Annotated in this window: 11 protein-coding genes; 1 reads left to right on the top strand and 10 read right to left on the bottom strand. The window is 75.5% G+C overall.

Annotation, left to right across the window (positions count from 1 at the left end):
• Positions 1-44 precede the first annotated feature (44 nt).
• The 8 genes from ACK2IS_RS09845 to ACK2IS_RS09880 form a co-directional block, all read right to left on the bottom strand.
• A complete protein-coding gene (locus ACK2IS_RS09845; RefSeq protein ID WP_409483157.1) occupies positions 45-1766 on the bottom strand; it encodes an alpha/beta hydrolase in 1722 nt (573 codons plus the stop codon).
• 52 nt (positions 1767-1818) lie between these two features.
• Positions 1819-3192 (bottom strand): hypothetical protein, encoded by a 1374-nt coding sequence (locus ACK2IS_RS09850; protein ID WP_409483158.1) that lies wholly within the window; start codon positions 3190-3192, stop codon positions 1819-1821.
• Complete coding sequence (locus ACK2IS_RS09855) at positions 3189-3686, bottom strand: RNA polymerase sigma factor (protein WP_409483159.1); 498 nt, start codon at positions 3684-3686, stop codon at positions 3189-3191. Before ACK2IS_RS09855 ends, ACK2IS_RS09850 begins: the two co-directional genes overlap by 4 nt.
• 127 nt (positions 3687-3813) lie before the next feature.
• Positions 3814-5361 (bottom strand): RsmB/NOP family class I SAM-dependent RNA methyltransferase, encoded by a 1548-nt coding sequence (locus ACK2IS_RS09860; RefSeq protein WP_409483160.1) that lies wholly within the window; start codon positions 5359-5361, stop codon positions 3814-3816.
• The gene (gene fmt, locus ACK2IS_RS09865; protein ID WP_409483161.1) at positions 5358-6284 is read right to left on the bottom strand and encodes a methionyl-tRNA formyltransferase; all 927 of its coding nucleotides are present in this window, start codon (positions 6282-6284) and stop codon (positions 5358-5360) included. The genes ACK2IS_RS09860 and fmt overlap by 4 nt, the downstream gene beginning before the upstream one ends.
• Positions 6285-6294: 10 nt before the next feature.
• A complete protein-coding gene (gene def, locus ACK2IS_RS09870; protein ID WP_409483162.1) occupies positions 6295-6870 on the bottom strand; it encodes a peptide deformylase in 576 nt (191 codons plus the stop codon).
• Between the two features lie 54 nt (positions 6871-6924).
• A complete protein-coding gene (locus ACK2IS_RS09875; protein ID WP_409483163.1) occupies positions 6925-7551 on the bottom strand; it encodes an HAD family hydrolase in 627 nt (208 codons plus the stop codon).
• Between the two features lie 40 nt (positions 7552-7591).
• Positions 7592-9727, bottom strand: a complete 2136-nt coding sequence (locus ACK2IS_RS09880) for a primosomal protein N' (RefSeq protein WP_409483164.1) — start codon at positions 9725-9727, stop codon at positions 7592-7594.
• Between the two features lie 65 nt (positions 9728-9792).
• Here ACK2IS_RS09880 and ACK2IS_RS09885 point away from each other — a divergent pair, with 65 nt between their 5' ends.
• Positions 9793-10410: a GNAT family N-acetyltransferase gene (locus ACK2IS_RS09885; RefSeq protein ID WP_409483165.1), complete on the top strand. Its 618-nt coding sequence runs from the start codon at positions 9793-9795 to the stop codon at positions 10408-10410.
• A gap of 65 nt (positions 10411-10475) precedes the next feature.
• Here ACK2IS_RS09885 and metK read toward each other — a convergent pair whose 3' ends face one another.
• Both metK and ACK2IS_RS09895 read right to left on the bottom strand, forming a co-directional pair.
• Positions 10476-11675 carry a methionine adenosyltransferase gene (gene metK, locus ACK2IS_RS09890; protein WP_409483166.1) on the bottom strand — a complete coding sequence of 400 codons (1200 nt, stop codon included), beginning with the start codon at positions 11673-11675 and terminating at the stop codon, positions 10476-10478.
• A gap of 66 nt (positions 11676-11741) precedes the next feature.
• Positions 11742-13094, bottom strand: coding sequence for a bifunctional phosphopantothenoylcysteine decarboxylase/phosphopantothenate synthase (locus ACK2IS_RS09895; RefSeq protein WP_409483167.1), 1353 nt, complete (start codon positions 13092-13094; stop codon positions 11742-11744).
• Positions 13095-13097: the final 3 nt, after the last annotated feature.

Here is a 13097-nt window from a genome sequence, read left to right on the forward strand (position 1 = left end):
CGGGCCTGAGGTGCTCAGGCCCGACCGCGAGATCCAGGACCGGATCAGAACAGCGGCTTGGCGGGCTTGCAGACCGTCCCCGCGGCCGGCAGGGCACCGGTGAGCAGGTAGCTCTGCATCGCCTTGGTCGCGCACGGGCTCTGGTCCCCGGCGGCGTGGCCGAAGGTGTCGACGGTCAGCAGGCGCGCCCCGGGCGACATCGCCGCCACCGCCTTGGCGTTGGCGTAGGGCGTCGCGGGGTCGTGGAGGTTGCCCACCACGAGCAGCGGGTGGGCCGGCTTCACGTCGAAGGGGCCCCAGTAGGCGTCCGCGTGCGATCCCGGCCACCCGGCGCACAGCGAGCTCTGCCAGGTCCACAGCGGGGCGAACCACGACGTCTTGGCGGCCGCCGTCGCCGTCGTGTGCCAGACCATCGGGTCCTTGGGGTTGACCGCGTCGGAGCAGATCACCCCGGCCTGCTTGAAGGTGTCCCGCCACACCGAGTCGTCGCTGTTCCCCGTGGTCGGGCTGACCACCGGACCCGGCTTGGCCGGAGCGGGCTTGGCCGGACCCGGCTTCGGCAGGCCCAGAGCAGGCGGCACCAGTCCCTGGACCTGCGGCTTGCTGACCTTGCGCGCCGACTTCTTCACCACGGCGAGGTACTCGTCGTGGATCCAGTCCAGCAGGGCCGGGATGGCGTCGACGTCATACAGGCTCGGCATGACCGAGGCGATCGTGTCGGTCCTGGTGTAGGTCGCTCCCCCGGAGGTCACCGGCCCCTTGGCCAGCGTCGCGAGCAGCTGGTCCCACTCCGCGGCGATGGTCGCCCCGTGGCGGCACCGGGCCTTGCCCGCCGCGGCGCAGGCCGCGAAGGCCGCCTTCAGGGACTCGTCCGCGCCCGCGGCAGAACCGGTGCGCAGGCTGCTCGGGATGCGCGTGCCCTGGTCGCCCCGACCGGTGGTCCAGTCGACCGGGTTGACCACGCCGTCCAGCACCAGGCCACGGACCTTGGTCGGGAACATCGCGGCGTAGGTCGCCCCCAGGACGGTGCCGTACGAGACGCCGTAGTACGACAGCTGCGGGTCACCCACCGCCTGACGCACCAGGTCCATGTCCCGGGCCACGTCACCGGTGGTCATGTGGTCGATGATCGGGTGGCCGACCTTGTCGCACGCCCGACGCTCGAAGGTGTCCCGCGCGATCTGCTTCTTGGCCTCGGCCAGGGTGACCGGGAATCCCGCCGGCTTGTCCGGGGCCTCCTTGTCGCTCCAGCAGGCCGCCAGGCTGTCGACCCCGATGCCCCTGGGGTCCATCCCGATCACGTCGTACTGCGAGGTGACCGGGGTGCCCAGCACCTCCAGGAAGCGACCCATGCTGCCGGTGGCGGCGTTGCCCGGGCCACCGGGATTGACGAAGACCGCGCCCTTGGACTTGGGGGCCGTGGCCTTGTGCCGCACCAGGTCGATCAGGATGCTGGCCTTGCTCGGGTGCGCGTAGTCCAGGGGAACCTTGGCCGTGGCGCACTGCAGCCCCAGCTTGCGCTGGCCGGCCTCGTCGCAGCGCTGCCAGGTGATGGTCGGCACCGCCGGGATCGGCGCACCGGCCTCGGGCCAGACCGGGGGCAGGCCCTTGGCGAGCGGGGAGACCGGCGCAGGAGCCGGCGTGGGAGCGGGCGCGGCCACGGCCCCCGGGAGCAGCCCGAGGCTGACGAGCACGACGCTCGAGACCGCGAGGGTGCGCCCGGGACGGCGGGTGCGTGCCGGGGAGGAAGCAGGTACGGAGGTCATGTGGTCGGAGGATCCTTGCTGTGCGGAGGGACGGGACGAGATGACGGACCGGTCAGGAGCCCGGGCCCGGTGGGTTGCCCCCGGCCACCGTGACGGCGTGCCAGGTGCGTCCCCGATCGGTGCTCAGGTGAAAGGTTCCGGAGTCCGCGGGGACGGCGGTCAGGACGGACCCCTCGGCGCGCAGCGCCTGCCACCCGGTGGCGGACCGAGGCGCCCCGGGGACCTCGGCGGCGCCGGACGGGGCCTGGCGCAGGACCTGCAGCCGGCCGGAGGGACCGGCCGCCACGAGGACCACGCCGTCGTCGAGGGCGGCCATGAGCTGGCGGCGATCACCGGCGACCGACCCCGCAGGCGGGGTGGGGATCCCGCTGAAGTCCCAGGTGCGCCCGCCGTCGGCACTGACCATCAGCGCCACCTGGTCGCTGGGCCGGGCGCCGGCGGGCAGACCGCAGCGGGCGTACACCCTCTGACCGGCAGGCGAGGCCGCCCACAAGGTGGGGCGCTCGCACCCCGTGGCCTGCTCGGAGGGCGCGATGGAGCGATAGCGCCCCTGGGCGTCGACCACGCCCCCGCCCGTGCCGGAGCCGCTCGCGACCGGGGTGGGCAGCACGACGACCTCGTCGCCGCGCCGGGCGATCCGCGCCCAGGCCAGGGGCGAGCCGCTCGCAGCCAGGGGCACCACGACGTCGGAGGTCCTGCGGGAGCCGTCCAGGCCGCCGCGACGCAGCCGGACGACCGACGAGGCAGATCCGGCAGCGGTGTCCACGGAGGCCAGGACCAGCGGGTCGGGCGCCGACGGGGTCACCGCCAGGTCGGTCACCACCCCGTCGGGATGCTCCAGCGACCGCCACGTCCGACCCCCGTCGGTGGTGCCGAGGAGGTCGCCGCCGAAGGCCCAGCCCCGCTCGGCGTCGACGAAGGTGATGGACCAGACGCCGGACCGGTCGGTGCCCGTCGTCGCCGCGGGAGCGGGACGGTCGGCGAGGACGGCCCGCACCCGCCACGGGCTTCCCTCGGAGCCTGCCGCGACCACGGGGCACCGGACGCCGGAGTCGGAGCACACGGCGTGGCCGAGGGCATAGGTCGTGCCGCCGGCCGGACGGCTCACCGAGGTGATGACGAAGTCGCTCGGCGGCGCCTGCCCGACCCGGGCCCGCTCGGCCACGGTCCGGGCGGGGTCCGCGGACTCCCGGTGCAGCAGGCCGCCGCCGGACACCGCGAGCGCCACGGCCGCCGCCGTGGACGCGGCGACAGCCCAGGGGCTCCACCGACCGGTGCGGGCACCGCGACCGGCGGCCACGATCCGTCGCCAGCGCAGGTCGTCGTCCGGCAGCGGGGCGACCTGCTCGCGCTCCGCACGGAAGAACGCCGCGACCGGGTCGTCGTCACGGCGGTCGGGGCCGGTTCCGGCAGGATCAGGCGTCATCGCACACCGTCCAGGAGAGGGGCCAGACGCCCGCGGGCGTCGTAGAGGTCGCGCTTGACGGCGCCGGTGGACTTGCCGAGCTGCTGGGCGACGACGGCCACGGGCAGGTCGGCGAAGTAGTGCAGCAGGACCACCATGCGCAGGCGGTCGGGGAGCGAGAGGACCGCCTCCCGGACCGTGAGCACCGACGCCCCGTCCGGCTGGGGGACCCCGGGGTCGTGGTGGACCTTCTCGTAGGCCTCGGCCTCCCGACCCCGCTTGCGCCAGTGGTCCCGGACCAGGTTGCCGGTGGTGGTGTACAGCCAGGCCCGGGGCTCGGACACCGAGTCGATGTGGTGCAGCAGCCGCACGAAGGCCTCGGTCGCAAGGTCGTGGCCCAGGTCCGGGTCGTTCACCAGCCTGGCCGCCCAGCCGGCGAGCATGCCGTAGTGCGCCCGGTAGGCGTCGTGCACCGCGGCCTCGGCCGTGGTGGCACCGTGGGTCGACACCGTCATCCCCCCCATCCACGTTCGGCGCTCGGGGGCGAGGCTAGCGGCTGTCATACCCCTGATGACGCCGTATGCCGACGATCGGTTGGGGGGTGATCGTGGTGGCCTGGGCGCCGGCCCGCCGGATGGCCCGTCAGCCGCGGCGCCGCAGCAGGGCCAGGAACATCGCGTCGGTGCCGTTGCGGTGCGGCCACAGCTGCACGTGCGGCCCCTCCCCCGCCAGCTCGATCCCGGGCGCCACCTCCTGGACCGCGGCGCGCGCGTCGAGGACCTCGACGTCGTCGCGCCCGTTGAGGACGTCAGCCACGGCATACACCGTCTCGTTGACGTGCGGGCTGCAGGTCGCGTAGCCGACGACCCCGCCCGGTCGGGTGGCCTCGAGCGCGGACGCGAGCAGCTGCCGCTGCAGGACGGCCAGGTCGGCCAGGTCACCGGGAGTGCGTCGCCAGCGCGCGTCCGGGCGCCGCCGCAGCGCCCCTAGGCCGGTGCAGGGGGCGTCGACCAGGACCCGGTCGTAGCGGCCCGGCTCGTCCTCGCCCACGTGCCGGCCGTCGCCGACGCGCACCTCGACCCGGGCGCCGGCGCGCCGCGCGGCTCGCAGCGCCTGGTCCACCAGGTCGGCGCGGTGGGGACTGATCTCGTTGGCGGTGAGGAAGGCCCGGTCGACGGCCAGCGCCGCCAGCAGCCCGGCCTTGCCACCGGGCCCGGCGCACAGGTCGAGCCATTCCTCGTCGTACCCGTCGCCGGCCACCGGGACCGCCGCCAGGGCGAGCGCCAGCAGCTGCGATCCCTCGTCCTGCACGGCGGCCCGGCCGTCCCGCACCGGCGCCAAGGAGCCCGGGTCTCCCGCGGGCAGGACGGCCCCGACAGGTGACCCGGGGGCCGGGCGGGCGCCGAGGTCGACGAGCTCGGCCACCGACACGAGCCCTGGTCGGGCGACGAGGGTGACCTCGGGCGGGTCGTTGTCGGCGCGCAGCAGGGCGCCGAGCTCGGCGGCCACGTCGTCCGGCCCGCAGACGCCGTGGCCGAGGAGCGCGCTGCGCAGCCCACGGACCACCCACTCCGGGTGCGAGTGCGCCACGGCCAGCGCGTCCGGTCCGTCGCCCGGGGGCGCGACCCGGGCGAGCCACTCCTCGCGGGTCCGCTCGCTGATCCGGCGCAGCACGGCGTTGACGAAGCCGGCGGCGCCCGCGCCGTTGACCTCGCGGGCCAGGCCGACGGTCTCCCCCACCGCGGCGTGGGAGGGCACGCGCATGCCGAGGAGCTGGTGGGCGCCCAGGCGCAGCGTGTCCAGGACGGGGGCGTCGATCTCGTCGGTCCCCCGGCCGGAGGCGTCGACCACGATCGCGTCGTACAGCCCGCGCCAGCGCAGCGCGCCGTACGTCAGCTCCGTGGCGAAGGCCGCGTCACGGCCGCCCAGTCCGGTGCCGCGCAGCAGCCTCGGCAGCTCCAGGTTGGCGTAGCCGCCCTCGTCGACCGAGCGCAGGACGGTGTAGGCCGTGAAGCGGGCGGGGTCGCCCGTGCGGGTGCGCTCCGACGGGCGCTGGCCGCTGCGGGCCCGCGGGCCACGCGGCCCGCGCGGCCGGTCCGGGCCCCCGGCCGGCCCCCGGTCGGCACCGCGCTCCGGTGGCCGCCGACCGGGCCGGCTCGCGGCGGGCCCGTCGTCGCGTGCGCCGCTCATCGACCCATCACGTCCTCGTCCGTGATCCGCACGCCGCGCGCCCAGTCGGCGGCGGCCATCTCCTTCTTGCCCTGGGGGCGGACGGTCGACAGGCGCACCGCGGCGGTCGCGGTGCCGACCCACACCTCGCGCTTGCCGGCCTCGAGCTCCCCCGCGCGCAGGTCGGGTCGCCGGTCGACGCAGACGACGCCGAGGCCGAGGCGCTCCCCGCGGAAGGTCGTCCAGGCGCCGGGCGCGGGCGTGCAGCCGCGGACCCGCCGGTCCACGGCGAAGGCCGGTTGCGTCCAGTCCACGCGCGCGTCGTCGACGGTGATCTTCGCAGCGTGGGAGACGCCGTCCTCGGTCTGCGGCACGGCCGTGATGGTGCGCGCCTCGATGGCGTCGAGGGTCTCCACGAGCAGGCCGGAGCCGGCCACGGCCAGCCGCTCCAGCAGCGCCCCGCTGGTGTCGTCGGGGCGCACGGCCTCGGTCATCCGCCCGAGCACGGGCCCGGTGTCCAGCCCCTCCTCGAGCAGGAAGGTCGTGGCTCCGGTGATCTCGTCCCCGGCCATGACGGCCCGTTGCACGGGGGCGGCGCCGCGCCAGGCGGGCAGCAGCGAGAAGTGCAGGTTGACCCACCCCGCGGTCGGTATGCCGAGCGCCTCCGGCGGAACGAGGGTGCCGTAGGCCACGACCGGGCAGCAGTCGGGGGCGAGGTCCCGCAGCGCCTGGTGGGCGTCGGGGTCGTGCAGCGAGGTGGGCGTCAGGACGGGCACGCCCGCCTTCTCGGCGGCCTGCCGCACGGGGGACGAGACGAGGGTGCGGCCGCGCCCGGCGCGCGCGTCGGGACGGGTGAGGACACCCACCACGTCGTGCGAGGAGCCCAGCAGCGCTTCCAGGCTGGGGACGGCGACGGCCGGGGTGCCGGCGAAGACGACGCGCATGGTGGCTCTCCTAGAGTCCGAAGGCCGAGCCCGCGGTGGTCCGCGACGTCGGCGAGGGCTGCTGGTGGGGGCTGACCTTGACGGTGGGCGCGGCCAGTCCGGACCACTCGGCCTCGCGGATCGCCCGCATCGCCAGCCGTCGCTGCTCGGGGTCGAGCCGGTCGATGAAGAGCACGCCGTCGAGGTGGTCGGTCTCGTGCTGGACGCAGCGGGCGAGCAGCTCGCTGCCCTCGAGCCGCACCGGCTCGCCGTGCATGTCCTGACCGGTCGCGACGACGCGCAGCGCGCGGCGGGTGGGCAGCTGCAGCCCGGGCAGCGACAGGCATCCCTCGGGTCCGTCCTGCTGCTCCTGGGACAGCTCCAGGCTGGGGTTGACCAGGTGGCCGACGACCCCGTCGACGGCGTAGGTGAACACCCGCAGGCTCACGCCCAGCTGGGGGGCCGCGAGCCCGGCCCCCGGGGCGTCGAGCATGGTGTCGGTGAGGTCCTGGACCAGGCCGCGCAGCTCGGCGTCGAAGTCGGTGACCGGGGCTGCGGGCGTGCGTAGGACCGGGTCGCCGAACAGGCGGATGTCCATGACTGACACGATGCGGTGGACCTCGCGGTGGGGTGCGGTGGTGCGGTGCTGGCTCGGGTCAGTCTACGCGGGCCGGACGGGCGCGCCGCGGCGGCGCAGGTCCGCGCGCAGCTGCGCCGGCGTGGTGAAGGTGACGGCGTCCAGCCCGCAGGCCCGCCCGACCAGGACGTCGCGCGGGTCGTCGTCGGTGTAGCAGCACTCGGTCAGCGCGATCCCCATCCGCCGCTCCAGCACGGCGAAGATCGCCGGGTCCGGCGTGGCGACCCCCTCGGCCCCCGTCACCACGACGTCGAGGAAGCCCGCCAGGAAGGGGAATCGTGGCCGGGCGTGGGTCTCGAACAGCTCGGCCGACCAGGTGGCGAGGGCGAAGAGCGGCACCCGCGCGTCGTAGAGCTCGCGCAGCAGCTGCACCGTGCCGTTGATCTGGGTCAAGGACCGGTCGAAGTGCGTGACGTAGGCACGGATCTCGTCGGCGTAGCCCGGGTGGGCGGTGATCGCGCGCTCCTGCGCCTGCTCGACGGGCACGCCCAGGTCGAGGTCGCGGTCGTACGTCGCGAAGACCTCGCCGTCCGCCAGGAAGGCCCGGGCGCGGTCCTGTCCCACCCCGGCGGCGATGGCCGGCAGCGGGTCCCGCGCCACCAGGACCTGCCCCAGGTCGAAGACCATCGCGCTCGTGCGCCTGCGACTCACCCGCTCGTCCACCCCTGCACCGTATGCCGGTCCAGAGCTCTCACACGAGACCGTCACGCGGGTCGACCACGACGTGGACCGGCTCCGGCTCCTTGCGCGCGGCCCGGGTGGCCCGCATCGCGCGCAGTGCGTCGGCGAGCCCGAGCGCGTGGTCGGAGGTGGTGCGCAGCAGCATCCGGTGTCGCGGGACGGGCTCGTCCGCGCGGGGCCCGCGGGCGGGTGGCGGCGGGGCGGGAAGCGGGCCGAGCCGCTCGACGACGTCGTCCAGCCCGATCGCGGTCATCGCGTCGGCGAGGGCGTGGCGCTCGGCGTCGACGCGCGCCATCACGGTGGTGGGCGGCAGGGCGAGCTCACGTCGCTCGGCCAGCTCGCGGGCGGCGAGCCAGCCCGGGTCCCAGCGCACCAGGGCCTCGACGGGCGGCAGCGACGCGTCGGTGGGCGCCCCGCACAGCACGACGGCGCCACCCGCACCGGCCCCGCGCACCAGCCCGGCCGCGCCGAGCCATCGGCGCAGCGCCTCCAGCGGGGCGTCCAGGTCGGGGCGGTCCAGGCTGGCCCAGGCGTCGAGGAGCAGCGCCGCGGCATACCCGCCCTCGGCGACGGGCTCGGCCCCCGGGGTGGCGATGACCAGGGCCGGGCCGGCCTCGACGCGCGCCACCACCTCGCCCGCCCCGGACGTGATCACCCGCGTCCCCGGGAAGGCCCGGCCGAGCTCCTCGGCGGTCCGCCGGTCACCGATCACCGAGGCGCGCAGCCGGGTCCCCTCGCAGCGGGGGCACTCGAAGGCCGCCACCGTGGTCCCGCACCAGCGGCAGCGCGGTGGGGTGTCCCGGCCCCCCACCGCGAGGGGTCCGTGGCAGGACGGGCAGCGCGCGGGCGCCCGGCAGGTCTGACAGGCCAGCGTGGGCGCGTAGCCGCGTCGCGGCACCTGCACCAGCACCGGCCCGGTGTCCAGCGCGGTCTTGGCGGTGCGCCAGGCCACGGACGGCAGTCGGGCCACGGCGGCGGCCTGGTCCCGCTCGGGCTCGGGTCCCTCGCCCGCGACCAGCACCCGCGGCGCCGCCCGCCGCAGCGCCGGCCCGTCCCCGGCGACGACCGCCATCACCCCCTCCTCGACGAGCTGCTGCACCTGCGCGGAGCGGGCGTAGGCCCCGGTGAGCAGGGCGGCCCCCTCCCGGCGCGCGCGGCCGAGCAGCACCTCCCGCACGTGCGGATAAGGGGCGCGGGGCTCGACGAGCAGGTCGTCGCCGTCGTCCCACCAGGCCACGAGGCCCAGGTCGTGGACGGGCGCGAACATCGCCGCCCGGGTCCCCACCACGCAGCGCACGTGCCCCCGCAGCACCTTCAGCCACGCGGTGTACCTCGCCTGCGGACCCTGGGCCGCGGTCAGCCGCACGTGAGACCCCTTGCCCAGCAGCGTCGTCAGCGCCGCGTCCACCCGGTCGACGTCCCGGTGGTCGGGGACGACGAGGATCACCCCGCGCCCCGCCGACAGGGTCGTGGCCGCGGCCACGGCCAGCAGCGCCGGCCAGTCCTGCCGCGGGTCGGCCGCCGCCGGGGTGGCCGTCCAGCAGGCGAACGGCGTCCTCCCCTCTGCCAGGTGCCGCAGCAATGCCTCGCCCGCCCGCAGCGCGACCCATCCGCCCGGCTCCGGCCGCGCCGGCCGCGCCGGCTCCACCCCCTCCGGGTGGGCGTTCGTCAGGGCCTTCTCGGCGGCGGCGTGCCGCGGGGGCACCGCCAGCCGCAGCACGTCCGACACCGTCCCGGCATACCGTCGGGCCACGTCCCGGCAGGTCGCCAGCACCGCGTGGGTCAGCACCGGCTCCGGGCTGACCACCCGTCGCAGCGACGCCAGCCGCCCGACGTGCTCGGCCTGGTCCTTGCGCGCGATGACGTACCCGTCGACGTCCTGCCCGGCGAAACGGACCCGCACCCGCGCCCCCGGCACCGCGTCGTCGGCCAGCTCGACGGGCACGGAGTACTCGAAGGGGCGGTCCAGGTGCGCCAGCGGCACGTCGACCAGCACCTCGGCCACCGGGTCCTCCAGGGCCCGCGAGGCGTCCCGCCCGGGCAGGGACCGCTCCCCCCGCACGTGGGCACGCAGCAGGGACAGCTGCTCACCGGTGCTCGCCGCCACCGAGCCCTGCACCGGGATCTGCCCGTCCTGCGCCTCCATGGGGCCCATTCCTACAGCAGGGGCCCGACACACCCCTGGTGGCGCGCCTGGCACACTGGGCGACCGTGGACGTGCTCATCGCCGACCTTCAGCCCCATCAGAACCGTTCGGCCCGGCGGCTGCTCACCGAGGCCTTCGCCGACGATCCCTCGCTGGCCCATCCCCTGCGGCACCGCGCGCGCCGCCTGCGGGGCCTGCCGCACGTCTTCGCCACGGTCCTGGCCAACGGCCGGCGCCACGGCACCGTGCGGGTCGCGCAGCACCCCGGCACGGGCGAGCTGCTGGGGGTCGCGACCTGGGTGCCCGCCCCGCACCACCGGATCACCGTGCCGCTGGCGGTCCGGTCCGGGATGGTCCCGCTGGTCCCGATCGTGGGGTTGCCCGCGATCGTGCGGCTGCATCGGCTGAACGCCCGGCACGAGCAGCTCCACGACGACCTCGCACCGGCACGGCACGTCCACCTGCACGCCCTCGGGGTGGTCCCCGGCATGCAGGGCCGGGGCATCGGCTCGGCCCTGCTCCGGGACGGGCTGACCCGCCTCGACGCGACGGGCACGCCCGGCTACCTGGAGACCCACCGCGAGGAGAACGTCCAGCTCTACGCCCGGCACGGCTTCCAGGTCGTCGGGCACCTGCACGACGGCGACCTGCACGCGCGGTGCATGCTGCGTCAGCCCCGTTGAGCGTCCTCGGTATGCCGGTCGGCGCCCGGGGTCACCCGAGCGCCGACCGCGGCACACGCCGCCCCTCAGCGGTGCGCGGCGCGCTGCAGCCGCTCCACGCGGTCGGTGCGCTCCCAGGGGAAGGTGCCCTCGGCGCCGGAGCGACCGAAGTGACCGTAGGCCGCGGTGGCGGCGTAGATCGGGCGCAGCAGGTCGAGCTCGTCGATGATCGCGGCGGGTCGCAGGTCGAAGGTCTCGTCGATGGCGCGTCGGAGCACGTCCAGCGGCGCCTTCTCGGTGCCGAAGGTCTCCAGGTAGAGCCCGACCGGCTGGGCCTTGCCGATGGCATAGGCCACCTGGATCTCGCAGCGCCCGGCCAGGCCGGCGGCGACGAGGTTCTTCGCGACCCAGCGGGTGGCGTAGGCCGCGGACCGGTCGACCTTGGAGGGGTCCTTGCCGGAGAAGGCGCCGCCGCCGTGGCGGGCCATGCCGCCATAGGTGTCCACGATGATCTTGCGGCCGGTCAGCCCGGCGTCGCCCATGGGGCCGCCGATCTCGAAGCGACCGGTGGGGTTGACCAGCACCCGGAAGTCCGTCGCGTCCAGGCCTGGCGCGTGCTCGGCCAGGACGGGGGTGATCACGTGCTCGATCACGTCGGGCTCCAGCAGCCCGCCGAGGGAGACGTCGCCCGCGTGCTGGCTGGAGACGACCACGGTGTCCAGACGGACCGCACGGTCCCCGTCGTAGCCGATGGTCACCTGGGTCTTGCCGTCGGGGCGCAGGTAGGGCAGCGTCCCGTCCTTGCGGACCGCGGTCAGCCGCTCGGCGAGACGGTGCGCCAGGTGGATCGGCAGGGGCATCAGGTCGGGCGTGTCCTCGCAGGCGTAGCCGAACATCAGGCCCTGGTCGCCCGCACCCTGCTTGTCCATCGCGTCGACGGCGCCGGTGCGCGACTCGACGGCGGTGTCCACGCCCTGGGCGATGTCCGGACTCTGCTGGCCGATCGAGATCTCCACCCCGCACGAGGCGCCGTCGAAGCCCTTGGTGGAGCTGTCGTACCCGATCCCCAGCACCGTCTCGCGCACGATCTGCGGGATGTCGACGTACCCGCTGGTCGTCACCTCGCCCGCGACGTGCACCAGACCGGTCGTCACCATCGTCTCCACGGCCACGCGGGAGTGGGGGTCCTGCGCGAGCATCGCGTCCAGGATCGAGTCGGAGATCTGGTCGCAGATCTTGTCGGGGTGACCCTCGGTCACGGACTCGGACGTGAACAGACGCGACACGGCTGTGCTCCTGTGCTGTGGTGATGGGTCGACCGGCCTGCGGGCCGTCGACCCGGGCCGGGTTGGTCAGTCTATCGCCAGCGCCTCGACCACGGCGTCCAGGACGGCGTGCGAGACGATGACCTTGTCGGCCGGTCCGGCGGTGCGCGGCTCGCCGCCGTCGCGACGCAGGACGGTGACGGTGTTGTCGTCCCGCCCGAAGGTCACACCGACCCCCACCTGGTTGACGACGAGCAGGTCGCAGCCCTTGCGGCGCAGCTTGTCCCGCCCCAGCTCCAGCACGGTGTGCTCGGCGTCGCCGGTCTCGGCGGCGAAGCCCACCAGCAACGGTCGGGCGCCTCCGGCAGCGGCGCGTCGTTCGACCAGATCGCGCAGGATGTCCGGGTTGCGCACCAGCACGATCGTCGGGGTGCTGTCGTCGTCGGTGCCGGCGTGGCCCTTCTTGATCTTGTGCTCGGCCACGCTCGCCGGACGGAAGTCCGCCACCGCGGCGGCCATGATCACCACGTCCGCCTGCGGCACGAGCCCGGCGAGGCGATCCTGCAGCTCCCGGGCGGTCTCGACGCGGTGCACGGCGATCGCCGGGTCGTCCGGGAGCGGCGTCTCCACGGCACCGGCGACCAGGGTCACCCGGGCCCCGCGGTCGACCGCGGCCCGGGCCAGCGCCACGCCCTGCTTGCCGCTGGAGCGGTTTCCCAGATAGCGCACGGGGTCGATCGGCTCCCGGGTGCCACCCGCGGTCACGAGCACGTGCACGCCGGTCAGGTCCTGGCGCGCCGGCACCCCGGCGGCGCTCCCGGTCCCGTCCTGGTCCACGGCCGGCGCGTGGCCGCAGGCCTGCGCCCCCTCAATGGCCCCGTCCGGCACGGATGCCAGCACCGCCAGGCACGCCGCGTGGATCTGGTCGGGCTCGGGCAGCCGACCCGGCCCGGTGTCCTTGCCGGTCAGGCGCCCGTAGGCGGGCTCGAGCACGTGGACGCCGCGTGACCGCAGGGTGGCGACGTTGGCGACGGTGGCCGGGTGCCGCCACATCTCGGTGTGCATGGCGGGAGCCATCACGACCGGGCACCGGGCGGTGAGCAGGACGTTGGTGAGCAGGTCGTCGGCGAGCCCGCAGGCGGCCTTGGCCAGGAGGTTGGCGGTGCACGGCGCGACGACGACCAGGTCGGCCCCCTGCCCGAGGGCGACGTGGCGGACCTGCTCGACCCCGTCGAAGACCTCGGCCGTGACCGGCTTGCCCGAAAGGGCCGACCAGGTGGGCTCGCCCACGAAGCGCAGCGCCGCCTCGGTGGGCACCACCGTGACGTCATCCCCGCTCTCGGTGAACAGGCGGACCAGGGACGCGGCCTTGAACGCGGCGATGCCCCCGCCGACGCCGATGACGACGTGACGGGGGCGGTGCGAGGCCTGCCTGGCCACCAA

Source organism: Arsenicicoccus dermatophilus (genome assembly GCF_046267915.1).
In the GTDB taxonomy this organism is placed as follows: Bacteria; Actinomycetota; Actinomycetes; order Actinomycetales; family Dermatophilaceae; genus Arsenicicoccus; species Arsenicicoccus dermatophilus_A.